We start from the raw sequence: 25,506 nt of genomic DNA, 5'->3' as shown, positions 1-25,506 counted from the left end.
AGAATATAAAGAGAATATTAGGAAAAATGCTCAGAAAATGTCGTAAAGTAAACTATTATAATTAAAGGAAATGTGAAAATCAAACAGAATTATTTAACAACAGCTCTTTTTATGGCGAAAAATGAAAGCAATGGGGTGTAACAGATGAATGAGAAAATTTTAATTGTCGATGATCAGTACGGTATTAGAATATTATTGAATGAAGTGTTTCATAAAGAAGGCTATCAAACCTTTCAAGCTGCCAATGGACTTCAGGCATTAGATATTGTGAAAAACCATAGACCGAACCTTGTCCTGCTTGATATGAAAATTCCCGGAATGGATGGTATTGAAATTTTAAAACGAATGAAATTAATTGATGAAGACATTCGTGTCATCATTATGACAGCCTATGGAGAATTAGATATGATTCAAGAATCCAAAGAACTCGGTGCATTGACGCACTTCGCTAAGCCTTTTGATATTGATGAAATCCGAGATGCTGTTAAAGAATACCTGCCGCTTGAAACAAATGGCTAGATGGAAATGATTGAATCGAGTCATTCTGTTGCCGATTTGTCGAATAATTGGTATTCTAGAAAAGAAGAAGAAAGCGATCTGACTTTGAAAGTTTACATATGGCGAGAAATTCTGGTCATGCTAGGGTGGAGAGCTTTTTTTAGCAAGCAAATTAGCTACATAGGGAGGATTTTTCATCATGCCTTTAGTTTCAATGACAGAAATGTTGAAAGACGCAAAGGAAAAAGGTTACGCTGTTGGACAGTTTAACTTAAATAACTTAGAATTCACGCAAGCGATTTTACAAGCTGCTGAAGAAGAGAAATCTCCTGTTATCTTAGGAGTATCTGAAGGAGCAGGACGCTACATGGGCGGCTTCAAAACAGTTGTCGCAATGGTTAAAGCGTTAATCGAAGAATATAATGTAACAGTTCCTGTTGCGATTCATTTAGATCACGGTTCAAGCTTTGAATCTTGTGCAAAAGCGATTCATGCAGGATTTACTTCTGTCATGATCGATGCTTCTCACCATCCATTCGATGAGAATGTGGAAACAACTGCGAAAGTCGTTGAACTTGCACATTTCCATGGTGTGTCTGTAGAAGCTGAACTTGGAACTGTTGGTGGGCAAGAAGATGACGTCATCGCTGAGGGCGTTATTTATGCTGATCCAAAAGAGTGCCAAGAGCTTGTAGAACGCACTGGTATTGACTGCCTTGCACCTGCATTAGGTTCAGTACATGGTCCATACAAAGGTGAACCAAACCTTGGTTTCGCTGAAATGGAAGAGATTGGTAAAACAACTGGTCTTCCACTTGTTCTTCACGGCGGAACAGGTATCCCAACTGCTGACATCAAGCGTGCAATTTCACTTGGTACAGCAAAAATCAATGTAAACACTGAAAACCAAATTGCTTCTGCGAAAGCAGTACGCGAAACACTTGCTGCAAAAACAGAAGAGTATGATCCACGTAAATATCTTGGACCAGCTCGTGACGCAATTAAAGCGACTGTTATCGGCAAAATGCGCGAATTTGGTTCTTCTAACCAAGCATAATTTGATGAGAACCGAAAGCCGCCTGAGTCACAGGCGGTTTTCTCCATATCTTGAGAAAGCGCAATCAGATTTACATTTCAGACAATTTATTGATAGGAGAGTGGCACAGTTATGTTATTTTTCGTAGATACAGCGAATATTGAAGACATCAAAGAGGCGCACGAGCTTGGCATTTTAGCAGGCGTCACAACAAACCCTAGTTTAGTAGCGAAAGAAAAGGACGTATCATTCCACGACCGCCTTCGCGAAATCACTGACGTGGTATCAGGTTCTGTCAGTGCAGAAGTGATTTCCTTAAAAGCAGAGGAAATGATTGAAGAAGGAAAAGAGCTTGCTGCCATCGCACCGAATATCACAGTCAAAATTCCAATGACTACAGATGGCCTTAAAGCTGTCAAAGCATTAACAGACCTTGGAATTAAAACAAACGTCACTTTGATTTTTAGTGCAAACCAGGCACTGCTTGCAGCTAGAGCTGGTGCGACGTATGTCTCTCCATTCCTTGGCCGCTTAGATGACATTGGCCAAAATGGTCTTGATCTCATCAGCGAAGTGAAAACTATTTTTGATGTTCATGGATTAGATACACAAATCATTGCTGCATCCATTCGTCATCCGCAGCATGTGACAGAAGCTGCGCTTAGAGGTGCTCATATCGGCACAATGCCGCTGAAAGTCATCAAGCAGCTGACGAAACACCCATTAACGGATGCAGGCATTGAGCAATTTTTAGCAGACTGGAATAAATAAATGATTGTGGCAGGCGGGATCGTCTCTCGTTTGCCGCAGTTTTCCTTATAAACGCTAAGAAATGTTTTGTGCAAAGAAGAGAACATCACAGCCTCGCAAAGCTTCGATTATTTTTCTTCCGACAAATTTCGTTTAACCTGTATTCTTTCTCTTGATATTGGCTAAATTTTGGACAAGACCTTTTAAAGCGCGACATCCACAAACAGTATAACTCCAACAGTGATCTTCTTTAAGAAGGGAGACAAATATGGAAAAGTTAAACATTGCCGGCGGTGATCCCTTGCGCGGGACCGTACATATTAGTGGTGCGAAAAATAGTGCTGTGGCACTGATTCCTGCCACGATTCTCGCTGATTCTCCAGTAACCATTGAAGGCCTTCCGCATATATCAGATATCGACACATTACGGGATCTGTTAGAAGAAATTGGCGGAAAGGTCACTTTTGAAAAAGGTGAAATGGTTGTTAATCCTGTTTCCATGATCAGTATGCCGCTTCCTAATGGAAAAGTGAAGAAACTGCGTGCATCCTATTATTTAATGGGCGCCATGCTGGGCAGATTTAAGCAGGCTGTCATCGGACTGCCAGGAGGATGCCACTTAGGACCTAGGCCGATCGATCAGCATATCAAAGGCTTTGAAGCACTTGGAGCCGAGGTGACAAACGAGCAGGGTGCCATTTATTTGCGCGCTGAAAAATTAGTCGGAGCCCGGATTTATCTTGATGTTGTCAGTGTAGGTGCGACGATCAACATCATGCTGGCAGCCGTACTGGCTGAAGGAAAAACCGTGATTGAAAATGCTGCAAAGGAACCCGAAATTATTGATGTAGCGACACTGCTTGCAAGCATGGGAGCCAAAATCAAAGGTGCGGGTACTGATGTGATCCGAATCGAAGGTGTAGAATCTCTTCATGGCTGTAAGCATTCCATCATCCCTGACCGCATCGAAGCAGGAACATTTTTAATAGCTGGTGCAGCGATGGGAGATGAAGTTGTACTTGATAATGTGATCCCAACTCATTTAGAATCAATTACGGCGAAACTTAGAGAAATGGGGTTCACCATTGAAACGAGCAACGATCAGATGCTGATCGTTGGCAGAAACGAAGGACTCAAGCCTGTCGATATCAAAACCCTTGTGTATCCGGGCTTTCCGACTGATCTTCAGCAGCCGATGACGGCGCTGTTAACAAAAGCGAAAGGCACGAGTGTGGTCACAGATACGATCTACTCAGCCCGCTTTAAGCACATTGACGAATTGCGTCGAATGGGTGCAAACATGAAGGTCGAAGGAAGATCTGCTATTATTACCGGACAAACGCAGCTCCAAGGAGCAAAGGTCAAAGCAAGTGATCTGCGTGCAGGCGCTTGTCTTGTTGTCGCAGGGTTAATGGCAGACGGTGTGACCGAAATCACAGGGCTTGAACATATAGACAGAGGATATAGTTTGCTTGAGAAGAAGCTTGAAGGCTTGGGTGCAACCATCTGGCGTGAAAAGCTGAATGACCAAGAAATAGAAGAACTTCAAAATTCATAAGGCTTTGACTGTGAGAGGAGATTTGGACAAAAATGGAAAGAAGTTTATCGATGGAACTAGTACGGGTGACAGAAGCAGCTGCATTAAAATCTGCCCGTTGGATGGGAAGAGGATTAAAAGACGAAGCGGATGATGCTGCAACAAGTGCAATGCGTGATGTATTTGACACCATTCCGATGAAGGGAACAGTGGTCATTGGCGAAGGAGAAATGGACGAAGCACCAATGCTTTATATTGGGGAAAAGCTTGGGAACGGATATGGACCTCGCGTGGATGTCGCTGTTGATCCATTAGAAGGAACAAACATTGTGGCAAGCGGCGGCTGGAATGCCTTAGCTGTCATTGCAGTTGCAGATCATGGCAACCTGCTGAATGCACCTGATATGTACATGGATAAGATCGCAGTAGGTCCAGAAGCGGTAGGCTGCATCGACATTGAAGCGCCTGTCATTGATAATCTTCGCGCTGTTGCAAAAGCAAAAAACAAAGATATTGAAGATGTGGTTGCAACGATTTTAAACAGAGATCGACATGAGAAAATTATTGCTGAGCTGAGAGAAGCAGGAGCAAGAATTAAACTGATCGACGATGGTGACGTTGCAGGAGCCATTAATACAGCATTTGATCACACAGGTGTTGATATTCTATTTGGTTCAGGCGGAGCGCCTGAGGGTGTCCTTTCTGCTGTTGCGTTAAAGGCACTTGGTGGTGAAATTCATGGTAAGCTTCTTCCTCAAAGTGAAGAAGAACTAAGACGCTGTGAGAAAATGGGGCTGGATGTTGGGAAAGTCCTCAGAATGGAAGATCTCGTAAAAGGAGATGACGCCATTTTTGCAGCGACAGGTGTAACGGACGGCGAATTACTTAAAGGTGTTCAATTCAAAGGCTCTGTGGGAACAACACATAGTGTTGTCATGCGTGCGAAATCAGGTACGGTTCGTTTCGTAGACGGCAGACACAGCTTAAAGAAAAAACCGAATCTTGTCATTCGTCCGTAATCTGAAAGCGGGTATTCATTACCCGCTTTTCATATAGGTGTCAAATGTATATCATTTTCTTTTAAAAGTTGAATATTCTCTGCAAATGAGGTAAAACTAAAGAGTGCTGCGAAATTTTCTGCGAATTTACTTCTTTTAAGCTTCAACAAAGTTTAAATACTGCCGCATCATGACGATATACTCATTATCCTTCTCTATGTTGACAAAGCTCTATTTCACATTGTTCCTATCTTTCACGATAAAACGAGTGGGAGCGTTACCATCAGAGCGAGGTCATTCCAACAACAACGGAATTAAAAGCTAATCAAATACAATGGTCATGCATTTGTAAAGAAATACATTGACTAGAAAAGTGTGGTGTCCATATTGAAAGATGTATCGATTTCATCTTTGGAAAATATGAAATTAAAAGAGCTGTATGAGTTAGCAAAGCGATACAAAATCTCTTATTACAGCAAACTAACAAAAAAAGAATTAATTTTTGCCATCTTAAAGGCGAACGCTGAGCAAGAGGATCTCTTATTTATGGAAGGGGTTCTTGAAATTATTCAGTCTGAGGGATTTGGTTTCTTAAGACCGATTAACTACTCACCAAGTTCTGAAGACATTTATATTTCAGCTTCACAAATCAGACGCTTTGATTTACGAAATGGAGATAAAGTGTCTGGAAAGGTAAGACCTCCAAAAGAGAATGAACGCTACTATGGCCTCCTTCATGTAGAAGCGGTAAATGGGGACGACCCAGAATCAGCAAAGGAACGTGTTCACTTTCCTGCTCTCACACCGCTATTTCCTGACCGTCAAATGATTCTTGAAACACAGCCTAATCACCTGTCTACTAGAATTATGGACATGATGGCGCCAGTTGGATTTGGACAGCGTGGTTTAATCGTTGCACCGCCTAAGGCTGGGAAAACCATTTTGCTTAAAGAAATTGCCAACAGCATCTCTGAAAATCACCCAGAGGCAGAGCTGATTGTCCTTTTGATTGACGAACGTCCAGAAGAAGTAACAGATATCGAACGTTCTGTTGCAGGGGATGTTGTTAGTTCAACCTTTGACGAAGTACCGGAAAACCACATTAAAGTAGCAGAGCTTGTCTTAGAGCGTGCGATGCGTCTTGTTGAACATAAAAAGGATGTCATCATCTTAATGGACAGCATCACAAGACTTGCTCGTGCATACAACCTTGTGATTCCGCCAAGCGGCCGAACGCTTTCAGGCGGTATTGATCCGGCGGCTTTCCATCGTCCAAAACGCTTCTTTGGTGCTGCGCGTAACATTGAAGAAGGCGGAAGCTTGACGATTTTAGCCACTGCACTTGTTGATACAGGATCACGTATGGATGACGTGATTTATGAAGAGTTTAAAGGAACTGGAAACATGGAGCTTCATTTGGACCGTTCTTTGGCCGAAAGAAGAATTTTCCCTGCGATCGACATTCGCCGTTCTGGTACGAGAAAAGAAGAACTGCTTGTGCCAAAAGAGCATCTTGATCGTCTATGGGCGATGAGAAAATCGATGTCAGATACACCTGACTTCGCTGAGAAGTTCATGCGCAAAATGAGAAAAACAAAGACAAACCAAGAATTTTTCGATATTTTAACGCAAGAATGGAAACAAGCCAATATGTCTGCATCAAGAAGATAGCTTTCCTGAAAAAATACATTTGCAATCATAGACTCACACTGTTATAATTTTATCATGTGCGTTTCAGAATTTATTTCTGAGATATTAACTCTGTTTCCGAATTGGATTCAGGGCGGAAGGAGATGACAGTAGATGAAAACAGGAATTCATCCTAACTACAAAAAAGCTACAGTCAAATGCGCTTGTGGAAATGAGTTTGAAACTGGATCAGTAAAAGAAGAGGTACGCATCGAGATTTGCTCTGAGTGCCATCCTTTCTATACAGGCCGTCAAAAATTCGCTTCTGCTGATGGACGTGTTGACCGCTTTAACAAAAAATACGGTCTTAAGTAATAATAGATACAATAAACAGGCAGGAATCCGTTCTTGCCTGTTTTTTTACGTGGATTGATGGAACTTTAAAACGGGGGAGAAGACCTTATGTATGTGATGAAACAAAGCGGTTGGCTTGAAGTCATCTGCGGCAGTATGTTTTCTGGAAAGTCGGAAGAATTGATTCGGAGAGCCAAAAGGGCCACCTTTGCCAAACAAGAAGTAAAAATATTCAAACCATCGATTGATAACCGATATAGTACAAGCTCAGTTGTGTCACATAACGGTTCATCATTAGATGGGATTGCAGTAGCCTCACCAAAAGACATAATAACGCACATATCAGAAAGAACCGATGTCATTGGCATTGATGAGGTGCAATTTTTTGATGAGACAATCATTGACATTGTCACTCAATTGGCTGACCAAGGCTATCGAGTCATTGTTGCAGGCCTGGATCAAGACTTCAGAGGAGAGCCATTTGGTGTTGTTCCGCATTTAATGGCATGTGCAGAGCTTGTAACAAAACTTCAAGCAGTTTGTTCGGTATGCGGCTCCCCAGCGAGTAGAACACAACGCTTGATCGACGGTAAACCCGCATCCTATGATGATCCTATTATTTTAGTAGGTGCGCAGGAATCATACGAAGCACGATGCAGACATCACCATGAAGTACCAAGACTTGATGTTGGTACAACACTTGACAAATAAAAAAATAGCAAATGCCGCTGTGTTTCGTTTTTAGAAATTTTGGCTGAACACCCATCATTTGTACTTAAATAAATTAAATAACACTACGATTAAATTATCTAATTTTCAACGCTTGCGTTTTGTCATAAGCAGGCATAAAATGACTAACTGTAGTGTAAAGCATTTAAACGAAAAGTTCGATTTCTTGTCATAATTTTTTTGATTAAGGATTTTTCTCCTTAATCGTTCTTTGGATTAATAGTTCACTTTATTTATATTTTAGAAAGAGGGTAGTTTTTGATGAACAACGTGAAGAAAACAAAAGAAGGGTACCTCGAAACCACTTTGACAGGTAAAGATGTATTATCGATTCCAACGTTGAACAAAGGCGTTGCTTTCTCTGAAGAAGAAAGACAAGAGCTTGGACTAGAAGGCTTACTTCCTCCAACGGTTCTAACTTTAGAACAGCAAGCGGAAAGAGCGTACAAGCAGTTTCTAGCTCAGCCGGATCGTCTTCGTCAAAACGTATACTTAAGTGATTTGCAAAACCGTAACGAAGTATTGTTCTACAAGCTTCTAACAGAAAAGCTTCGTGAAATGCTTCCAGTTGTGTACACACCAACTGTTGGTGAAGCGATTCAAGAATACAGCCATGAATACAGAAGGCCTCATGGTGTTTATCTTTCAATCGACGACATTGACGGAATCGAGAAAGCATTTGAAAACTTGCACGCAACTGCTGGAGATATTGACCTCATCGTTGCAACTGACTCTGAGAGTATTCTTGGAATTGGTGACTGGGGTGTTGGTGGTATCAACATCGCAATCGGTAAATTAGCTGTTTACACGGCTGCAGCAGGTATTGATCCTAGCCGCGTGATTCCAGTTGTATTAGATGTTGGAACAAACAATGAAAAATTATTGAATGATCCATTATACATTGGGAACCATCACAAACGTGTACAAGGTGAAAAATACGAAGAATTCATTGATGCTTATGTGAAAGCAGCACTTAAATTCTTCCCGAAAGCATTGCTTCACTGGGAAGACCTTGGAAACAAAAATGCGCGTAACATCATGAAAAAATACAACGATAACATCTTAACGTTCAACGATGATATTCAAGGTACTGGTGCCATTACTTTAGCGGGTGTTCTTGCAGCTGTCAAGAAAACTGGTACTCAATTGAAAGATCACCGTGTTGTCATCTTCGGAGCTGGATCAGCTGGTATCGGAATCGCAGATCAAATGCGTGACACAATGGTTCTTGAAGGTCTAACAGAAGAAGAAGCAAACAATGCATTCTGGACATTAGACTACAGAGGATTGCTAACAGATCAATTTGAAGATGAAGTGCTTGATTTCCAAAAACCATACCTGCGTACTTCTGATGAAGTAGAAGGCTGGGCACGCGATGAAAAAGGACAAATCTCATTTGCTGAAACTGTTCGCAGGGTGAAGCCTACCATCCTTATTGGTACATCAGGTCAAGGCGGCGCATTCACTGAAGAAATCATTAAAGAAATGGCAGCTCATACAGAGCGTCCAGTGATCATGCCAATGTCTAACCCAACACCGCTTGCTGAAGCAGTGCCAGAGGATCTATTCAAATGGACTGACGGCCGTGCGCTTGTTGCAACAGGAAGCCCGTTCGAAAACGTTGAGTATAACGGAATTGAACATGAAATCGGACAATCAAACAATGCGTTCGTTTTCCCTGGACTTGGTCTTGGTTCAATCGTAACAGAATCAAAAATCATCACAAAAGGCATGTTCGTTGCTTCTGCGAATGCAATTGCTGAAATGGTTGATCATGAGAAACCAGGTGCTGGTCTTCTTCCAAGTATTGATAAATTGCAAGAAGTGTCAATTCATGTAGCTGTTGAAGTAGCGAAAGCAGCAATTGAAGATGGTGTCGCAAGAAAAACGCCTGACAACATCGAACAAGCTGTGAAAGACGCAATGTGGATTCCTGAATATAAAAAAATTGTAAGAGCATAATAAAATGTGTAACGCGGCATTGCTTCGGGTAATCTAAGCAATGCCGCAATAAATAAGAAACATGTAAAGGATTTAAGGAGGAAGAGTAAGATGGACTTTTTAAATATTTTGATCCTCCTAGCACCGATTTTTTTCGTTATCGCGCTGGGTTGGTTCGCAGGGAACTTCGGCAGCTATGACGCTAAATCTGCAAAAGGTGTAAGTACACTTGTTACAAAGTATGCTTTACCAGCGCACTTTATCGCCAGTATTCTGTCAACACCAAAAGATAAATTCTATAGTCAAATTCCATTTTTCGTTGCATTGATTTTCGGAATCGTTGGTTTTTATATCATTATCCTTTTAGTTACGAAATTTGCTTTTAAATATGATTTAACAGATTCTTCTGTTTTCTCGTTAAACTCAGCACAACCGACCTTTGCATTTATGGGGATTCCGGTCTTGGGCAGTTTATTTGGGGCTCAAGAGGTTGCAATTCCGATTGCGATTACCGGAATAGTTGTAAATGCACTGCTTGATCCAATTGCAATTATTGTATCAACTGTCGGTGAAAAAACAAAAGGAAAAACAAAAGACGGCGAAAGCTTCCTAAAAATGACGACAAAAGCGATTTTGCACGGTTTATCAGAGCCGCTTGCACTTGCACCGTTAGCCAGTATCATTCTTGTTCTTTTAGGATTTAAACTTCCTGCAATTGGACATGAAATGTTAGAGGAAATTGGCAGCGTCACATCAGGTGTGGCATTATTCGCAGTCGGTGTCACTGTTGGTATCCGCAAAATTAAATTAAGCTTGCCAGCCTTCAGTATTGCATTGCTAAAAGTAGCTGTACAACCATTACTTATGTATTTCATTGCCGTTCTTATGGGTCTTTCGGCTGATGAAATTACAAAAGCTGTATTGCTTGTTGCCTTCCCAGGTTCAGCTGTTGCAGCGATGATCGCAACACGATTTGAAAAACAAGAGGCGGAAACTGCATCCGCATTTGTAATCAGTGCCATCATGTCACTCATTACATTACCGATCATTATTGCACTTACCGTATAATATAGTAGAAAGGCTGCCAAACGAGGCAGCCTTTCTTAGCGAAATGAATGAAACAGAGGGAAGAGTACACGCTTTTTTTTGATGTCGGGGTTTGCGATTTCCTCTTTTTCTTCTACTTGTGACGGTTGTTTCAAGGATGCGGCGAGGCGGTCAAATTTTGTGGATAAGTCTTCAATTTCTCTGCGGTGCTGAAGCAGCTGATACGATACACCTTCATCTGCTTTTTTAGCCAATTTCCGTTCAAGTTCTTGCAGGCGGTCTTCTACATCAGTGACATGTAATTGCTGCTGAATGAGCGCTTTCACTTGTTTTTCTAATGCTTCAATCCGCTGTATAGAGACATCAGCTTCGGCAGCAGGTGCTGATTGACGAACGGTTTCCTTATGGATTGGCAGTTGAATATCTTGGAGGATCACACCTTCACTCATTTGGTATTTGACCTCTTTGAGCAGCTGTACAATATCTTCATGAAATTCATAATGTCCAAGTTCATTCCGGGCGACAGGGATGTTGAGCTGTTTGACCCAGCGCTGAATCGTCTTTGAAGAAACACCAATTTCCTTTGCAACCTCATTTGTATTCAAAACAAATGCCCTCCCTTTTTTCAATTACAAGTACCATTCTCTTTAAGGAGTTCCTGTTCCTTCACGTTAGACAAAACAAGTAACCAATCGCCAAAGATCGTGTTTTCTAGCGAAAAATTGCAGGAAATCAATTGTTTTGGAAATTTTTTTGACTGTCATACCCCGCTATACTATAATTAGACTGTTACGCACAAAACAGAGGTGAAGACCATGTTAGACCGTTTAAAATCAATTGAAGAACGCTATGAAAAGCTAAATGAATATTTAAGTGACCCTGAAGTGGTGAACGACCCTAAGAAGCTTCGTGAATATTCGAAAGAACAATCCGATATTCAAGAAACTGTTGAGGTATATAGACAATATCGTGCGGCATACGACCAGCTGAATGATGCGAAAGCAATGCTCGAAGAGAAGCTGGATGCCGAGATGCGCGACATGGTCAAAGAAGAAATTTCAGAGCTCACGGAAGAAACGGAACGTTTAGAAGACGAGCTGAAAATCTTGCTGATCCCGAAAGATCCGAATGACGATAAGAACGTTATTGTGGAGGTTCGTGGTGCAGCGGGTGGAGAAGAGGCTGCTCTTTTTGCGGGAAATCTTTACCGTATGTACAGCCGTTATGCTGAAATGCAAGGCTGGAAAACGGAAGTCATGGAAGCAAGTGTCACTGGCACAGGCGGTTATAAAGAAATCATCTTTATGATCAGCGGGAAAGGCGCATACTCCAAACTAAAGTTTGAAAATGGTGCACACCGCGTGCAGCGTGTTCCAGAAACAGAATCAGGCGGACGGATCCATACATCTACTGCGACAGTCGCTGTATTACCTGAGGCTGAGGAAGTTGAAATTGATATCCATGAAAAAGACATCCGTGTAGATACATTTGCATCAAGCGGACCTGGCGGACAAAGTGTCAATACGACCATGTCTGCTGTTCGATTAACTCACCTTCCAACAGGTGTTGTTGTGTCCTGTCAGGATGAGAAATCACAAATTAAAAACAAAGAAAAAGCCATGAAAGTGCTGCGTGCGAGAATTTATGATAAATTCCAGCGTGAAGCACAGGCTGAATATGATCAAACACGTAAATCTGCGGTTGGAACAGGGGATCGTTCAGAGCGTATCCGTACGTACAACTTCCCGCAAAACCGTGTAACAGACCACCGCATCGGATTGACGATTCAAAAGCTTGATCAAATTTTAGAAGGAAAACTTGACGAGGTCATTGATGCACTAATTATGGAAGACCAAGCAAGAAAGCTTCAAGATGCAAAATAAAGAGCGAACAATCTTCGAAGCCCTTAAATGGGCTTCTTCTTTGTTAACGGAAGCTGGCAGAGACCAAAATGCAGCAGAACTCCTGTTGATGCATGTGCTCGGCTGGAGCAGAAGTGAGCTTCTTGCACGATTTCATGATGCGCTGCCTGAGGAGCAAGATCAACTGTTCAGCAAATTTGTGACGCAGCACAGGGCGGGTGTTCCTGTTCAGCATTTAACGGGTGTTGAATTCTTTTACGGACGTCCTTTCGAGGTGAACAAGCATGTTCTCATCCCTCGTCCTGAAACGGAAGAAGTTGTTTTGGCGGCGCTCCATTTGGTAGGTGACGTTTTCCCGCCCGATCAGCCGCTCAAAGCAGTTGACGTTGGCACAGGAAGCGGGGCCATTGCGATTACGCTGGCTCTTGAAAAAAAATCACTATCTGTCACAGCGACTGATATCTCACAAGAAGCGCTTGCGGTAGCAAAACGAAATCAACAAACGCTCGGTGCAGACGTTCATTTTTTACATGGAGATTTACTTGAACCGGTTATAGCTCAAGGCATCAAAGTGGACGTATTTATTTCCAATCCACCTTATATTGCGGCGGAAGAAATGGACAGTTTGTCTGAGGTTGTGACAAAGCATGAGCCGGTGAATGCGCTGACGGACGGACGTGATGGCTTGTGGTTTTATCAGCGTCTCGTTCATGATCTTCCCAGCGTGCTGAGTGATCAGGCAGTTGTTGTCTTTGAAATTGGACATACGCAAGGTCAAGATGTCACAGCGCTTCTTGAGCAGGCATTTCCTAAAGCGGATGTCTGCATCGTCAAAGATATTAACGGAAAAGATCGAGCTGTTTGCGCACACATTCAAAACGGAAAGTCCGGCTGAAGAAAGCCGGACTATTTTATTATGTAAAGATGAAACTTATGGTAAAAGAGAAACGTATATATAGAAGAATGAACATTCTGATCATGATTTTTTACATAAATTTGTTTTGAAGGAGCGAATGGTGTGAACAAAAGGTATGCGATGGTGTTGGTCATCGTCAGTGTACTATTGATTGTGAGTGCTTGTGGTAAACCGAGCTTTAAAAAAGAGGCAGCAGCATTTGGAGAAAGCTATAAAAAAGCACAATACACAGTGAATCGAACGGATGACCTATCTGACATGAAAGAGAAGCTGAAGGTTTATTTAACCGAACATGAATATCAAGAATATACACAAGACAGCATGTTCCCGAGCATATTAGAAGCGGCGAAGGATCAAGATTGTCAAATAAAGCTGAAAAAAATTATGTTTACGCCTTCAGATGAAAGCGATGACAGAATTGAATTTAACTATGAAATGGTGATCCAATTTATCGATCAAAAAGGAAAAGTCAAAAAAGAAATCGAGAAAAAAGGAGCCATGACTGTCATCAAAACAGAATCTGGTTTAAAAATCAGCCGAGATTGGGATGGAAGACTATACCCTTCTGACTACCAATCCTCACTCAAAAGTCGTTCTTAATGAGAGCGGCTTTTTTGTTTTGACTCATAATCTATTAAAAAATTCATGTTGACTGTTTATGAAATGTGTTTCCTGGACACAATGTTTGTAGCGAAGAGAAAAGTGGGGGGAACACACAATGTTGAAAAGTAAAACGATGATTTGTCTTTATATGTTTCTATTATTATGCGGTGCTTTTGCAAACCTTGGCAGAGAGGAGACAGCGGCTGCTTCTGCAAATCAGCCTGTTGTCATACCAGATGAAGCGATTCGATTACGCATTTTAGCAAATAGTGATCGTTCAGCGGATCAGGATGTGAAAAGAAGTATTCGTGACGAGGTCAATGCGAGTATGACGGAGTGGGTGAAAGACCTCACATCCATTGAAGAAGCAAGACGTGTCATTCGATCAAAGCTGCCAGAAATCAATCGTATTGCTAAAGCGAAATTGAAGGAACAGCACATAGATCAATCCGTATCGGTCAGTTTTCAAAAAGCTTCATTTCCAACAAAGCTCTATGGAAATTTCGTCTACCCTGCTGGGAAATATGAAGCCATTTTAATTACGCTTGGAGAAGGAGACGGAGCCAACTGGTGGTGTGTGTTATTTCCGCCGCTCTGCTTTATCGATTTTTCAAACGGAGAAGCCATCGCCTCACCAGAAGGGGATGATGATAAACAAGTGACAGCGCAGCAAACGAAAGAGTCTGTTAATGAAGTGGTGAAAGAAGAGGAAGAAGAGACAGGTGAAGTGAAGTTCTTTTTGTTTGAATGGGTCTCTAGTCTTTTCTCTTAAAAAAGGTATAAATCGGTTTTTGCCTCATAGAGTTGAAGTAAGAGATCAAAAAGAGGTGAAAGCATGTATTATCAATTAAGAATAGCTACAGAACAAGATGTCCCGGCGATCAATGCTTTTCTTGAAAAGGGACAAGCAAAAGGAGGAGTAACGCTTGCGGAGCGAACGGCATTTGTAGTGATGGAAGATGCGGATGGTCAGCTGGCAGGCTGCTTAGGTCTTGAACAGCTCAATGAACAAGAGGGATTGCTGCGGTCTCTTGTCATATCAGATAAGCTCGGTCAGGGACACATTGTCTCTTTGTTCCAAAGTGTTCAAACGCTCGGTGAAAAAATGGGTGTGGATACTTTTTATGTCGTCGCAAACCATTCCTCTTCCCATGATTTTTTGGCATTAATGGGCTTTGCGCCTTTAAAGGAAATTCCAGAAAGCATATGGAGCTCTGCACATGCAAAAGAGACATTGGGGAAAGAACAGGCTGTGGTCCTGCAAAAAAGGCAGTTAATCACAAAATGATGGACTTATACACATACTTATCCACTACAAAACAAGCGTTATCCACAAATTGTGGACAACGCTTGTTTTATTTATCATCATCTTTTATACTTTCAAAAGGATAATTGAGATATATCAACAGTTTTATCTTTTTTAAAAGGAGTTTGTATGATGTTAAATACAAAAAGGTGGTCTGTGGATTTAGAAAAGGATTTATCCACATACTATCCACAAATTAAACAGGCGGCCGATCTGCTGCAGCAAAATGAAGTGGTTGCTTTCCCGACAGAGACCGTTTACGGACTCGGGGCAAATGCGAAAGAGACAGAAGCCGTTATGAAAATTTATGAAGCGAAAGGGCGTCCGAGTGATAATCCGTTGATTGTTCACATTGCGGAGGTTCAGCAGCTTCACGAATTTGCACAAATAGAAAGCGAAAAAGCGGAGGCGCTGATGGATGCCTTTTGGCCGGGCGCCTTAACTATCGTTCTTCCGTGTAAGCCGGGCACTTTATCAAAGCAGGTTACAGCAGGTTTATCCACAGTAGGTGTGAGAATGCCTGACCATCCCATTGCGCTTGAGCTCATCCGAGCAGCTGGTCTGCCAATTGCTGCACCAAGTGCCAATCGTTCGGGAAAACCTTCACCAACACAAGCAGACCATGTAGCGAGTGATCTCGAAGGGAGAATCGCTGGGATTGTGGATGGCGGTTCAACTGGTATTGGCGTTGAGTCAACGGTTGTATCCTGTATCGGTGAGACTCCAGTGATTTTAAGACCAGGCGGAATTACAAAAGAAGCATTAGAAGAGGTCGTGGGGACGGTGAGTGTGGACCCAGGGCTGACAAAAAAGGACGAAGCGCCTGTATCGCCGGGAATGAAATACACACATTATGCACCTGAAGCCAAGATGTATATCTTTCATGGAAGTGATGAAGACATGCAGCGTCACATACAGAAATACAAAGCTGAAGGGCTAAAAGTCGGAGTGCTGACAACAGAAGAAAAGAAATCGCTGTTTGCGGCAGATGTTGTGTACAGCTGTGGATATAGAGAAAAACCTGAAACGGTTGCTGCAAACCTCTATCGTGTACTGAGACAATTTGATGAAACGGATGTAGACTTGATTATATCAGAAGCCTTTTCAGAGCAGGGAGTTGGTTCTGCCATTATGAACCGTCTGCAAAAAGCCGCAGGAGGGCGTACACTCCCTTCGTTCCAATAGTTCTAACCTTTCTTGGACAAACATAGGTTAAAGGAGAATGTGTGTCCAAGGGGGATTTACATGAACGAACTAGCTGGCGAATTGCTGACACTCAGCATCATGGCTTTTGCACTTGGGATGGATGCTTTTTCGGTTGGACTTGGTATGGGGATGATTCAGCTGAGGTTCCGCCAGATCATTTATATTGGACTTGTCATTGGGATATTTCATATGTTTATGCCGCTTTTTGGCATACTGACAGGTCAGCTCTTATCCGGATGGCTCGGTCTTCTTGCCACCTATATCGGCGGGGCGCTGCTTTTGGTGCTGGGACTGCAAATGATTGTTGCTTCTATCCGCAAAGAGGATAAGCCCTTTATCGCACCAGTTGGGACTGGTCTCGTTCTTTTTGCGACAAGTGTAAGCCTAGACAGCTTCTCCGTTGGTTTAAGTCTCGGGATTTACGGTTCCCAGGTGTGGATGACTATATTATTGTTTGGTTTTTTTAGTATGCTCCTCACATGGCTCGGATTATTACTCGGTAAACAGGTTCGGTCATGGGTTGGTTCATATAGCGGCGCGCTTGGTGGAATCATTTTACTAGCCTTTGGTATCAAATTATTATTTCCGCTCTAGCCAGTCTCCTTACATAACATGTAGAATGAAATGCTATATAATAGAAGAAAAGGAGGGCGAAAGATGAAAATCTTATTTGTTTGTACGGGAAATACATGCAGAAGTCCAATGGCTCAAGCCCTTTTTGCTTCAATTGCAGATGAAAAAGGTTTAGAGGTCACTGTAAAATCAGCGGGCATTTTTGCCTCCGATGAAGGGAAAGCTTCTCCTCAAGCGATCGAAGCATTATTTGAGAAAAGCATTCCACTGAATCACTCATCATCAAAATTGACAGAGGATCTTCTGCGCGAAGCTCATTACGTCTTCACGATGACGATGCAGCATAAACAGTTGATTGCAGAGCAATATGCGCATGCAAAAGGCAAGGTCTTCACTTTAAAGGAATTTGCGACAGGAACAGAAGGCGATGTATCCGATCCGTTTGGAGGAAGTCTTTCTGTTTATCAGGAAACTCGAGATGAACTAGAAGCCTTGCTGTATCAGCTCGCTGAGAAGCTGAAAAAAGATCATCATAATAGATAACCTGTAAAACCGTTGCCTCAACGGTTTTTCTGCTATTGTTTGCAAATCACTAGGCAGAGGTTAAAATATAACTGTAAATAAAGAATGAATGTAAGACATAACAGATCAACTCACCCTTAGGAGGAATTGCCCGATGAAAGTAGCCATTGCATCCGATCACGGCGGAACGAATATTCGTGAAGAAATCAAACAACTGATGGATGAATTGAAGATTGAATACATTGATATGGGTTGTGAATGCGGATCAGGTTCTGTAGACTACCCAGATTATGCTTTCCCTGTAGCCAATATGGTGGCAAACGGAGAAGTCGACCGCGGCATTTTAATTTGTGGGACAGGCATCGGCATGAGCATCTCAGCAAATAAAGTAAAAGGAATTCGCTGTGCATTGGCTCATGATACATTTAGTGCGAAAGCAACTAGAGAACATAATGATACGAACGTTCTTGCAATGGGAGAGCGAGTGATTGGACCAGGATTAGCACGTGAGATTGCGCAGATTTGGCTGACGACAGAGTTTACAGCAGGGCGCCATGCTGTGCGGATTGGCAAAATAGCTGATTATGAAGAAAAGCACCTATAAGGAGCGCTTAACATGAACATTGGTCAAGATTGGCTTGAAATGTTAAAAGAGTTTCATCAAACAGTTGAATTGCGTGCCGGGCAAATCTTAGTCATTGGCTGCAGTACGTCAGAAGTGGCTGGTGAGCATATTGGTACTGCAGGAAGTGAGCAAATTGCTGCCTCGATCTATCAAGAATTGGATCAGTTAAGACGAGAGACAGGCATTGAGCTCGCCTTTCAATGCTGTGAACATCTAAATCGTGCCCTTGTGGTTGAAGAAGAAGTGGCTTTCCGTTTTAACCTGGAGATCGTAGGTGCAGTACCTGTCCGTAAAGCGGGTGGTTCGATGGCGGCTCATGCGTATCAGCAAATGGAACATCCTGTATTGGTCGAATGCATTGAGGCACATGCTGGAATTGATATCGGCGATACGTTAATTGGGATGCACTTAAAGAGAGTCGCTGTACCTGTCCGCCTCAGTCGTCATCGATTAGGAAATGCACATGTGACTTTTGCGAAAACGCGTCCGAAGCTGATTGGCGGAGAACGAGCCGTTTATACAAGATCATAGCTTCGATATATTTCTGATATAATGTTGAATGATGAAGACGCTTTACTACTTGAACATTCGGGTTTTCATAAAAAAGAAGTCGATTTTCCAAAAAAAACTTTTACATTTTACTCAAAAACCGTGTACAATGAGATGGTGAAAACATCGAATGGAAATAGATTGGAGAGGATTTCGCTGATGAAACATTTACCTGAGCAAGACGCACAAGTATTCAAAGCAATTCAACTAGAGCGGAAACGCCAGCAGGACAAAATCGAATTAATTGCATCAGAAAACTTCGTAAGCGAAGCAGTCATGGAAGCACAGGGCTCTGTATTAACAAACAAATACGCTGAGGGTTATCCTGGTAAACGCTACTATGGCGGCTGTGAACATGTAGACGTTGTGGAAGATATCGCACGTGACCGCGCAAAAGAAATTTTTGGCGCTGAGTATGTGAACGTACAGCCTCACTCAGGTGCTCAAGCGAACATGGCCGTATACTTTACAATTCTTGAGCATGGCGATACAGTACTGGGCATGAACTTATCACATGGCGGGCATTTAACACATGGAAGCCCTGTAAACTTTAGTGGTGTACAGTACAACTTTGTAGAATATGGTGTAGATAAAGAAACTCAGCATATCGACTATCAAGATGTACTTGAAAAAGCACGTGAACATAAGCCGAAACTCATCGTTGCGGGTGCAAGTGCATACCCACGCCAAATTGATTTCAAAAAGTTCCGTGAGATTGCTGATGAAGTCGGTGCTTACTTTATGGTCGACATGGCTCACATTGCTGGTCTTGTTGCAGCAGGTCTTCATCCAAATCCAGTTCCTTACGCAGATTTTGTGACAACAACAACTCACAAAACATTACGCGGACCTCGCGGCGGAATGATCCTATGCCGTGAAGAGTTTGGTAAAAAGATCGACAAATCGATCTTCCCTGGTATTCAAGGTGGACCACTGATGCATGTCATCTCTGCAAAAGCTGTTTCTTTCGGTGAAGTATTGAACGGAGATTTCAAAACATATGCACAAAACGTCATTGATAATGCAAAACAACTAGCTGAAACACTTTTATCTGAAGATATTCAGCTTGTATCTGGCGGAACAGATAACCATCTTGTTCTCATCGACTTGCGTTCTCTTGGCATCACAGGAAAAATTGCAGAAAACGTTCTTGATGAAATCGGTATTACAGTGAACAAAAATGCAATTCCTTATGATCCAGAGAAACCATTTGTCACAAGCGGTGTACGTGTAGGTACAGCAGCAGTAACAAGCCGCGGTTTTGATCAAGAAGCGATGAAAGAAGTCGGTTCCATTATTGCACTTGCGCTAAAACATCATGAAGATGAAGCGAAATTAGAAGAGGCGAAAAAGCGTGTATCTGATCTTACGGCCCGTTTCCCTCTATATAACGAATTAGATTATTAAAAAACAGACCCATTTGCCTATTTTTGGCATGTGGGTTTTTTTTGTAGGATTTGCGAATCATATTGAAAGATGATGTCTTTTTATGTAGAATTGTAGGAAGTGTGCAAAGTTCACCGGAAGATGACAGAAAAGGAGTTGTAGCAAGCAATGGCAAAGGTTTATGTATTTGATCACCCGCTTATTCAGCACAAACTTACATATATTCGTGACGTTCATACAGGAACTAAAGAATTTAGAGAGCTAGTGGATGAAGTCGCAACATTAATGGCATTTGAAATCACAAGAGACTTACCGCTTGAAGAGGTAGATGTAGAAACACCTGTACAAGTAGCGAAATCAAACGTGATCTCAGGGAAGAAACTCGGGGTTGTGCCAATTTTAAGAGCAGGTCTTGGAATGGTAGACGGGATTTTGAAACTCATTCCAGCTGCTAAAGTGGGACATGTCGGTTTATACCGCGATCCGAAAACATTAAAGCCTGTTGAATATTATGTGAAGCTTCCATCAGATGTGGAAGAACGTGAATTTATCGTAGTAGACCCAATGCTTGCAACTGGCGGTTCAGCAGTCGAAGCGTTAAACAGCTTGAAAAAACGCGGTGCGAAAAACATTCGCTTTATGTGTCTGATTGCTGCCCCTGAAGGTGTAGAAGAAATGCAAAAGCATCATCCAGATGTTGATATCTACATTGCAGCATTAGATGAGAAACTAAACGAAAAAGGTTACATCATCCCAGGTCTTGGTGATGCTGGTGACCGTATGTACGGAACGAAATAAGAAATTCTTAATAAAAGCCCACATGCAAACGCGCATGTGGGCTTTTTGAAATATATGACAAACGGTTGATACCGTTCTTAGAAAAATCAATGTATACTGAACATTGACTGTTTTTTTCAATGATTGTCACATCTCTCCTAAAGTTTGATGAAATTGTGAACATTTTGTGTGCTCTATCACTATAGAAAAGTTTTTTAACTTTCAACCGATTGACACATCATAGACGCTATTGTATGCTAAACGAGGGTATTATGGTAAGGTTTTCATAGCCTATAGCACTCTACTAATCCTCATTGTGAACCCTTTAATAATCAGGGTTTGTATCAACGAATGAAGCAGCATCCCATAGATCTAAAGATTTCAAGTCTGATTGTGCAATTAGACCGATGGGTGATTGATTTTTTTCGAATAGGACGGCTTATCATCAGCGTCTTCTACGCAGTTTTCATCACCATTTATCACCTTTTTTACAATACTTTTCATCGGGAGTCAGATGAATGAACGATCCAAACGCGATTTTCCGCAGACAGAGTAAATACATGTTCTATCTATTGGCAATTTTTGTGTTTGGCTATGCCATGCCTGGTTTTAAACCACTGTTTCTTGGTTTCATTATCGGCACAATTTTTGCTTTCTTTAATTTATTCCTACTTATACGGAGAATGCACGCTTTTGATCGAGCGGTTAAAAAAGGAAAATCCATTCGTTCAATGGGAAGTACAGCCAGGTGGGCCAACGCGATTCTCGCAGTAGCGATTGCTTGGCGTTACCCTAATGAAGTTCATCTGGCAGGTGTTGTTATAGGATTAATGACAATATATCCTGTCATTATGATAGATTCCTTCATTCAACTTAAACGTTCTACTATGGAAGAGAGGTGAATACTCTTTGGGTCACAGTTCAAAAACTACAGAATTTTTAGGGTTAACGTTCAACTTATCCAATGTTCTCATGATTACGATTGCTAGTATCATCGTTCTTCTCATAGCGGTGCTGACTACTCGTGTTCTGTCTATTCGTCCGACTAAGGCGCAGAACTTCATGGAATGGATCGTTGATTTTGTTCGAAATATCATAGGTAGTTCGATGGACATGAAAACAGGAGCCCCATTTCTAGCGCTTGGCGTTACATTACTCATGTACATATTTGTTTCAAACATGCTTGGACTGCCATTCTCGATTACGGTCGATCACAACTTGTGGTGGAAATCACCAACTGCTGATCCTGCAATCACAATGACACTAGCAATTATGGTCATGGGACTTACACACTTCTACGGTGTCAAGGCAAAAGGAGTCAAGGAATATACGAAAGACTTCTTCAAGCCAATCCCATATTTAGTGCCGCTGAAAATCATTGAAGAATTTGCAAACACGTTAACACTTGGTTTGCGTCTTTATGGAAATATTTTCGCTGGAGAGATTCTTCTTGGTTTACTTGCAGGACTTGCGACCAATTTCTACACGCAAAACATTGCGCTTGGTATCGTTGGTACATTAGGTGCCATCGTGCCGATGATTGTATGGCAGGCATTCAGCTTGTTTGTCGGAACAATCCAGGCATTTATCTTCACCATGCTGACAATGGTGTACATTTCCCATAAAGTCAGCGACGAACACTAAAAAATTGAGAGTCCAAAAAGGACGTTATTTTAAAGGAGGAGCTTTTTAATGAATTTAATAGCAGCAGCAATTGCAATCGGTTTAGGAGCACTAGGAGCAGGTATTGGTAACGGTCTAATCGTATCTAAAACAGTTGAAGGAATCGCTCGTCAGCCAGAAGCTGGTAGAGAACTAAGAACACTTATGTTCATCGGGGTCGCTTTAGTTGAGGCACTTCCAATTATCGCTGTCGTTATCGCATTCTTGGCATTCTTTGGTTAATATGTGAGAAGCGTTCTAATATGAATTTTAATGGCGAAGATCAGATTAGTTCGAAACTTCGCCATTCCTTTATGTTTTGTTTCTTAACATATTATTTAAAGAAGGGAGTTGCCGTACTAAATGTCTCAGTTACCAGTGGTTTTAGGAGCAGGGGGCTTAAGCTTCAACGCCGGTGATATGTTATTCCAGCTTATCGCTATGCTCATCTTGCTTGCACTTTTAAAGAAATTTGCGCTTAAACCTTTATTAGGTATTATGAAGCAGCGTGAAGATTATATAGGAAATGAAATCTCAAGTGCTGAACAAAAGCACGTTCAAGCTGAAAAGCTTCTTGAAGAACAACGTGTCTTATTGAAAGAAGCACGCGAAGAATCACATACACTCATCGAAAATGCGAAAAAGATTGGTGAGAAACAAAAAGAAGAGATCATTCAAGCAGCACGTCAAGAATCAGAGCGCTTGAAAGAATCTGCTAGAACTGAAATCGTGAAAGAAAAAGAACAAGCTGTGGCTGCACTGCGTGAGCAGGTTGCATCACTATCTGTGCTGATTGCATCTAAAGTGATTGAAAAAGAACTTGATGAGCAGGCACAAGAGAAATTGATTCAAGAGTACCTTAAAGAGGCAGGCGAAAGCCGATGAGCGTAACTATTGTCTCTAAGCGTTACGCTTCTGCTCTTTTTGACATCGTTCTTGCTTCTTCGGCAGTAGACGAAACTGAAAAAGAGCTGAATGAGATCAAAAAAGTTCTAAAGGCTGATCAAGAACTCAATGACTTCCTTGTTCATCCAAAGATTACGGCAGACAAAAAGAAACAGTTGATTGCTGAAGCTTTCAAAGGTGTTTCTACTTATGTATTGCACACAATGTATTTACTGATTGACCGCGGACGCACGAATATTTTCCCTGAAATGACGTCTGAGTTTGTGAAACTTGCAAACCGCACGAAACAAATAGACGATGCGGTCGTGTATTCAGTGAAACCGCTAAGCGGTGCTGAAATTCAATCTTTATCTGAAGTATTTGCCAAAAAAGCCGGAGTCACATCACTGCGTGTTGAAAATGTGATTGACAAGGATCTAATAGGCGGAGTGAAAATCCGTATCGGAAACCGCATTTATGACGGCAGTGTCAGCGGAAAGCTTTCCCGCATTGAACGTCAGCTTGCAGGCGAAAATCGTTAGAAGGGGTGAAACCTTAGTGAGTATCAAAGCTGAAGAGATTAGCGCGCTGATAAAGCAGCAAATCCAAAACTATCAATCAGAAATTGAAGTAAAAGATGTCGGTACAGTCATTCAAGTAGGGGACGGTATCGCGCGTGTACATGGCCTTGACAACATTATGGCAGGAGAGCTGGTTGAGTTCTCTAACGGTGTAATGGGTATGGCTCAAAACCTTGAGGAGTCTAACGTAGGTATCGTTATTTTAGGACCTTACAAAGATATCCGCGAAGGTGACGACGTAAAACGTACAGGTCGTATCATGGAGGTTCCAGTAGGTGAAGAGTTAATCGGACGTATTGTGAACCCGCTTGGTCAGCCTGTTGATGGACTAGGTCCAATCTTAACAAGCAAAACACGTCCAATCGAAAGTGAAGCACCTGGCGTTATGGATCGTAAATCTGTACATGAGCCACTTCAAACAGGAATTAAAGCAATTGATGCCTTGATTCCAATCGGCCGTGGACAGCGTGAATTGATCATTGGTGACCGTCAAACAGGTAAAACATCTGTTGCAATCGATACGATTCTAAACCAAAAAGATCAAGACATGATCTGTATTTATGTAGCCATCGGACAAAAAGAATCAACGGTTCGTGGTGTTGTTGAAACACTTCGTAAGCATGGTGCGCTTGACTACACAATCGTTGTCACAGCTTCTGCATCACAGCCAGCTCCACTTCTTTACCTTGCTCCTTATGCAGGTGTAACGATGGGTGAGGAATTCATGTATAACGGCAAGCACGTACTTGTTGTCTATGATGACCTTTCTAAACAAGCGGCAGCTTACCGTGAGCTTTCATTATTGCTTCGTCGTCCTCCAGGTCGTGAGGCATTCCCTGGTGATGTTTTCTATCTTCACTCTCGTTTATTAGAACGTGCAGCGAAGCTTAGTGACGAAAAGGGTGGCGGTTCTATCACAGCATTGCCTTTCGTAGAAACGCAGGCTGGCGATATCTCTGCATATATCCCAACAAACGTTATTTCCATCACAGATGGACAGATTTTCTTACAATCTGACCTCTTCTTCTCAGGCGTACGTCCAGCGGTAAACGCAGGATTGTCTGTATCCCGTGTAGGTGGTTCTGCACAAATCAAAGCGATGAAAAAGGTAGCAGGTACACTTCGTCTGGATCTTGCTTCTTATCGTGAGCTTGAAGCATTCGCTCAGTTTGGATCTGATCTAGACCAAGCCACTCAAGCGAAATTAAACCGTGGTGCAAGAACAGTTGAAGTCTTAAAACAAGACTTGAACAAACCGCTTAAAGTTGAAAAACAAGTAGCGATTCTTTACGCACTAACAAGAGGATACTTAGACGATGTAGCCATTGCTGATGTTAAACGTTTTGAAGCTGAGTTATTCTTGTACATTGAAGAAAACCATAAAGGCTTGTTTGACACAATCTCTCAAACAGGAAATATGCCTGCTGATGAAGAGTGGAAGACAGCAATCGAAGGCTTTAAACGTACGTTTGCACCAAGCAACTAATTAGTAATCTTTCCGAGAGAAAAAGATTCTCTTTTTCTCTCTTTTCAC

At 42.0% G+C, this 25,506-nt stretch carries 29 protein-coding genes; 28 read left to right on the top strand and 1 reads right to left on the bottom strand.

Features of this window, described 5'->3' with window-relative positions; translation table 11 throughout:
• Window positions 1–144 precede the first annotated feature (144 nt).
• The 10 genes from BAE31_RS11410 to BAE31_RS11365 all read left to right on the top strand — a co-directional run bounded on the left by BAE31_RS11410 (window position 145) and on the right by BAE31_RS11365 (window position 10,540).
• A complete protein-coding gene (locus BAE31_RS11410) occupies window positions 145–519 on the top strand; it encodes a response regulator (protein WP_003214681.1) in 375 nt (124 codons plus the stop codon).
• Window positions 520–697: 178 nt separating this feature from the next.
• The gene (locus BAE31_RS11405) at window positions 698–1,555 is read left to right on the top strand and encodes a class II fructose-bisphosphate aldolase (RefSeq protein WP_024423748.1); all 858 of its coding nucleotides are present in this window, start codon (window positions 698–700) and stop codon (window positions 1,553–1,555) included.
• A 111-nt stretch (window positions 1,556–1,666) separates the two neighbouring features.
• On the top strand, window positions 1,667–2,305 hold the full coding sequence (fsa, locus tag BAE31_RS11400) for a fructose-6-phosphate aldolase (RefSeq protein ID WP_024426351.1): 639 nt from the start codon (window positions 1,667–1,669) through the stop codon (window positions 2,303–2,305).
• Between the two features lie 247 nt (window positions 2,306–2,552).
• Window positions 2,553–3,842: a UDP-N-acetylglucosamine 1-carboxyvinyltransferase gene (locus BAE31_RS11395; RefSeq protein WP_024423746.1), complete on the top strand. Its 1,290-nt coding sequence runs from the start codon at window positions 2,553–2,555 to the stop codon at window positions 3,840–3,842.
• Window positions 3,843–3,874: 32 nt separating this feature from the next.
• Window positions 3,875–4,840 carry a class II fructose-bisphosphatase gene (glpX, locus tag BAE31_RS11390; protein WP_012011567.1) on the top strand — a complete coding sequence of 322 codons (966 nt, stop codon included), beginning with the start codon at window positions 3,875–3,877 and terminating at the stop codon, window positions 4,838–4,840.
• A gap of 366 nt (window positions 4,841–5,206) precedes the next feature.
• Window positions 5,207–6,490, top strand: coding sequence for a transcription termination factor Rho (gene rho, locus BAE31_RS11385; RefSeq protein ID WP_008354975.1), 1,284 nt, complete (start codon window positions 5,207–5,209; stop codon window positions 6,488–6,490).
• Between the two features lie 132 nt (window positions 6,491–6,622).
• Entirely contained in the window at window positions 6,623–6,823 is a 201-nt protein-coding gene (gene rpmE, locus BAE31_RS11380) for a 50S ribosomal protein L31 (protein WP_003215407.1), read from the top strand.
• Between the two features lie 87 nt (window positions 6,824–6,910).
• Complete coding sequence (locus BAE31_RS11375) at window positions 6,911–7,513, top strand: thymidine kinase (protein ID WP_024426350.1); 603 nt, start codon at window positions 6,911–6,913, stop codon at window positions 7,511–7,513.
• A gap of 279 nt (window positions 7,514–7,792) precedes the next feature.
• The gene (gene malS / locus BAE31_RS11370) at window positions 7,793–9,493 is read left to right on the top strand and encodes an oxaloacetate-decarboxylating malate dehydrogenase (protein WP_024423744.1); all 1,701 of its coding nucleotides are present in this window, start codon (window positions 7,793–7,795) and stop codon (window positions 9,491–9,493) included.
• 90 nt (window positions 9,494–9,583) lie between these two features.
• The gene (locus tag BAE31_RS11365; RefSeq protein WP_041108169.1) at window positions 9,584–10,540 is read left to right on the top strand and encodes an AEC family transporter; all 957 of its coding nucleotides are present in this window, start codon (window positions 9,584–9,586) and stop codon (window positions 10,538–10,540) included.
• Window positions 10,541–10,575: 35 nt separating this feature from the next.
• Here the strand turns inward: BAE31_RS11365 and racA are convergent, their stop codons facing one another.
• Window positions 10,576–11,124: a chromosome-anchoring protein RacA gene (gene racA, locus BAE31_RS11360; RefSeq protein WP_076840478.1), complete on the bottom strand. Its 549-nt coding sequence runs from the start codon at window positions 11,122–11,124 to the stop codon at window positions 10,576–10,578.
• 210 nt (window positions 11,125–11,334) lie between these two features.
• Here racA and prfA point away from each other — a divergent pair, with 210 nt between their 5' ends.
• From prfA to atpA, 18 genes are all read left to right on the top strand, one after another.
• Window positions 11,335–12,402: a peptide chain release factor 1 gene (gene prfA / locus BAE31_RS11355; protein WP_024423741.1), complete on the top strand. Its 1,068-nt coding sequence runs from the start codon at window positions 11,335–11,337 to the stop codon at window positions 12,400–12,402.
• On the top strand, window positions 12,392–13,276 hold the full coding sequence (gene prmC / locus BAE31_RS11350) for a peptide chain release factor N(5)-glutamine methyltransferase (RefSeq protein ID WP_076840477.1): 885 nt from the start codon (window positions 12,392–12,394) through the stop codon (window positions 13,274–13,276). Before prfA ends, prmC begins: the two co-directional genes overlap by 11 nt.
• A 141-nt stretch (window positions 13,277–13,417) precedes the next feature.
• Complete coding sequence (locus BAE31_RS11345) at window positions 13,418–13,897, top strand: hypothetical protein (protein WP_024423739.1); 480 nt, start codon at window positions 13,418–13,420, stop codon at window positions 13,895–13,897.
• 121 nt (window positions 13,898–14,018) lie between these two features.
• Entirely contained in the window at window positions 14,019–14,672 is a 654-nt protein-coding gene (gene spoIIR, locus BAE31_RS11340) for a stage II sporulation protein R (protein ID WP_229137102.1), read from the top strand.
• Window positions 14,673–14,735: 63 nt separating this feature from the next.
• On the top strand, window positions 14,736–15,188 hold the full coding sequence (locus BAE31_RS11335; protein WP_076840476.1) for a GNAT family N-acetyltransferase: 453 nt from the start codon (window positions 14,736–14,738) through the stop codon (window positions 15,186–15,188).
• Between the two features lie 150 nt (window positions 15,189–15,338).
• Window positions 15,339–16,391, top strand: coding sequence for an L-threonylcarbamoyladenylate synthase (locus tag BAE31_RS11330; protein WP_080769524.1), 1,053 nt, complete (start codon window positions 15,339–15,341; stop codon window positions 16,389–16,391).
• 60 nt (window positions 16,392–16,451) lie between these two features.
• Window positions 16,452–17,006 carry a manganese efflux pump MntP gene (locus BAE31_RS11325; protein ID WP_076840475.1) on the top strand — a complete coding sequence of 185 codons (555 nt, stop codon included), beginning with the start codon at window positions 16,452–16,454 and terminating at the stop codon, window positions 17,004–17,006.
• Window positions 17,007–17,069: 63 nt separating this feature from the next.
• Complete coding sequence (locus BAE31_RS11320; protein WP_024423734.1) at window positions 17,070–17,528, top strand: low molecular weight protein arginine phosphatase; 459 nt, start codon at window positions 17,070–17,072, stop codon at window positions 17,526–17,528.
• A 133-nt stretch (window positions 17,529–17,661) separates the two neighbouring features.
• A complete protein-coding gene (gene rpiB, locus BAE31_RS11315; RefSeq protein WP_076840474.1) occupies window positions 17,662–18,111 on the top strand; it encodes a ribose 5-phosphate isomerase B in 450 nt (149 codons plus the stop codon).
• 12 nt (window positions 18,112–18,123) lie between these two features.
• Complete coding sequence (locus tag BAE31_RS11310) at window positions 18,124–18,663, top strand: TIGR01440 family protein (RefSeq protein ID WP_076840473.1); 540 nt, start codon at window positions 18,124–18,126, stop codon at window positions 18,661–18,663.
• Between the two features lie 177 nt (window positions 18,664–18,840).
• Window positions 18,841–20,088: a serine hydroxymethyltransferase gene (gene glyA / locus BAE31_RS11305; protein ID WP_034281450.1), complete on the top strand. Its 1,248-nt coding sequence runs from the start codon at window positions 18,841–18,843 to the stop codon at window positions 20,086–20,088.
• 147 nt (window positions 20,089–20,235) lie between these two features.
• Entirely contained in the window at window positions 20,236–20,865 is a 630-nt protein-coding gene (upp, locus tag BAE31_RS11300; protein ID WP_003214553.1) for a uracil phosphoribosyltransferase, read from the top strand.
• Between the two features lie 497 nt (window positions 20,866–21,362).
• A complete protein-coding gene (locus tag BAE31_RS11295) occupies window positions 21,363–21,746 on the top strand; it encodes an ATP synthase subunit I (protein ID WP_024423731.1) in 384 nt (127 codons plus the stop codon).
• A gap of 7 nt (window positions 21,747–21,753) precedes the next feature.
• Complete coding sequence (gene atpB, locus BAE31_RS11290) at window positions 21,754–22,488, top strand: F0F1 ATP synthase subunit A (RefSeq protein WP_024423730.1); 735 nt, start codon at window positions 21,754–21,756, stop codon at window positions 22,486–22,488.
• 48 nt (window positions 22,489–22,536) lie between these two features.
• Window positions 22,537–22,749, top strand: coding sequence for a F0F1 ATP synthase subunit C (gene atpE / locus BAE31_RS11285; protein ID WP_003214968.1), 213 nt, complete (start codon window positions 22,537–22,539; stop codon window positions 22,747–22,749).
• Window positions 22,750–22,869: 120 nt separating this feature from the next.
• A complete protein-coding gene (gene atpF, locus BAE31_RS11280; RefSeq protein ID WP_008354935.1) occupies window positions 22,870–23,391 on the top strand; it encodes a F0F1 ATP synthase subunit B in 522 nt (173 codons plus the stop codon).
• Window positions 23,388–23,933: a F0F1 ATP synthase subunit delta gene (locus BAE31_RS11275; RefSeq protein ID WP_041108149.1), complete on the top strand. Its 546-nt coding sequence runs from the start codon at window positions 23,388–23,390 to the stop codon at window positions 23,931–23,933. Before atpF ends, BAE31_RS11275 begins: the two co-directional genes overlap by 4 nt.
• 16 nt (window positions 23,934–23,949) lie before the next feature.
• The gene (gene atpA, locus BAE31_RS11270) at window positions 23,950–25,458 is read left to right on the top strand and encodes a F0F1 ATP synthase subunit alpha (RefSeq protein ID WP_024423728.1); all 1,509 of its coding nucleotides are present in this window, start codon (window positions 23,950–23,952) and stop codon (window positions 25,456–25,458) included.
• The last annotated feature ends 48 nt before the right edge of the window (window positions 25,459–25,506 follow it).

Source organism: Bacillus sp. I-2 (assembly GCF_001974945.1).
Taxonomy (GTDB): domain Bacteria; phylum Bacillota; class Bacilli; order Bacillales; family Bacillaceae; genus Bacillus; species Bacillus safensis.
The sequence above is the reverse complement of the archived record's forward strand: the minus strand, read 5'-3'. Positions and strand labels throughout refer to the sequence as shown.

Excerpts from the sequence above, each read along its gene's own strand:
- prmC (WP_076840477.1), top strand. The coding sequence starts at position 12,392 with ATGCAAAATAAAGAGCGAACAATCTTCGAAGCCCTTAAATGGGCTTCT.
- BAE31_RS11345 (WP_024423739.1), top strand. The coding sequence starts at position 13,418 with ATGGTGTTGGTCATCGTCAGTGTACTATTGATTGTGAGTGCTTGTGGT.
- upp (WP_003214553.1), top strand. The coding sequence starts at position 20,236 with ATGGCAAAGGTTTATGTATTTGATCACCCGCTTATTCAGCACAAACTT.
- BAE31_RS11320 (WP_024423734.1), top strand. The coding sequence starts at position 17,070 with ATGAAAATCTTATTTGTTTGTACGGGAAATACATGCAGAAGTCCAATG.
- prfA (WP_024423741.1), top strand. The coding sequence starts at position 11,335 with ATGTTAGACCGTTTAAAATCAATTGAAGAACGCTATGAAAAGCTAAAT.
- BAE31_RS11330 (WP_080769524.1), top strand. The coding sequence starts at position 15,339 with ATGTTAAATACAAAAAGGTGGTCTGTGGATTTAGAAAAGGATTTATCC.
- BAE31_RS11275 (WP_041108149.1), top strand. The coding sequence starts at position 23,388 with ATGAGCGTAACTATTGTCTCTAAGCGTTACGCTTCTGCTCTTTTTGAC.
- BAE31_RS11310 (WP_076840473.1), top strand. The coding sequence starts at position 18,124 with ATGAACATTGGTCAAGATTGGCTTGAAATGTTAAAAGAGTTTCATCAA.
- BAE31_RS11395 (WP_024423746.1), top strand. The coding sequence starts at position 2,553 with ATGGAAAAGTTAAACATTGCCGGCGGTGATCCCTTGCGCGGGACCGTA.
- BAE31_RS11295 (WP_024423731.1), top strand. The coding sequence starts at position 21,363 with ATGAACGATCCAAACGCGATTTTCCGCAGACAGAGTAAATACATGTTC.
- BAE31_RS11335 (WP_076840476.1), top strand. The coding sequence starts at position 14,736 with ATGTATTATCAATTAAGAATAGCTACAGAACAAGATGTCCCGGCGATC.
- BAE31_RS11365 (WP_041108169.1), top strand. The coding sequence starts at position 9,584 with ATGGACTTTTTAAATATTTTGATCCTCCTAGCACCGATTTTTTTCGTT.
- atpE (WP_003214968.1), top strand. The coding sequence starts at position 22,537 with ATGAATTTAATAGCAGCAGCAATTGCAATCGGTTTAGGAGCACTAGGA.
- malS (WP_024423744.1), top strand. The coding sequence starts at position 7,793 with ATGAACAACGTGAAGAAAACAAAAGAAGGGTACCTCGAAACCACTTTG.
- BAE31_RS11375 (WP_024426350.1), top strand. The coding sequence starts at position 6,911 with ATGTATGTGATGAAACAAAGCGGTTGGCTTGAAGTCATCTGCGGCAGT.
- atpF (WP_008354935.1), top strand. The coding sequence starts at position 22,870 with ATGTCTCAGTTACCAGTGGTTTTAGGAGCAGGGGGCTTAAGCTTCAAC.
- BAE31_RS11405 (WP_024423748.1), top strand. The coding sequence starts at position 698 with ATGCCTTTAGTTTCAATGACAGAAATGTTGAAAGACGCAAAGGAAAAA.
- glpX (WP_012011567.1), top strand. The coding sequence starts at position 3,875 with ATGGAAAGAAGTTTATCGATGGAACTAGTACGGGTGACAGAAGCAGCT.
- BAE31_RS11325 (WP_076840475.1), top strand. The coding sequence starts at position 16,452 with ATGAACGAACTAGCTGGCGAATTGCTGACACTCAGCATCATGGCTTTT.
- rpmE (WP_003215407.1), top strand. The coding sequence starts at position 6,623 with ATGAAAACAGGAATTCATCCTAACTACAAAAAAGCTACAGTCAAATGC.
- glyA (WP_034281450.1), top strand. The coding sequence starts at position 18,841 with ATGAAACATTTACCTGAGCAAGACGCACAAGTATTCAAAGCAATTCAA.
- BAE31_RS11410 (WP_003214681.1), top strand. The coding sequence starts at position 145 with ATGAATGAGAAAATTTTAATTGTCGATGATCAGTACGGTATTAGAATA.
- rpiB (WP_076840474.1), top strand. The coding sequence starts at position 17,662 with ATGAAAGTAGCCATTGCATCCGATCACGGCGGAACGAATATTCGTGAA.
- fsa (WP_024426351.1), top strand. The coding sequence starts at position 1,667 with ATGTTATTTTTCGTAGATACAGCGAATATTGAAGACATCAAAGAGGCG.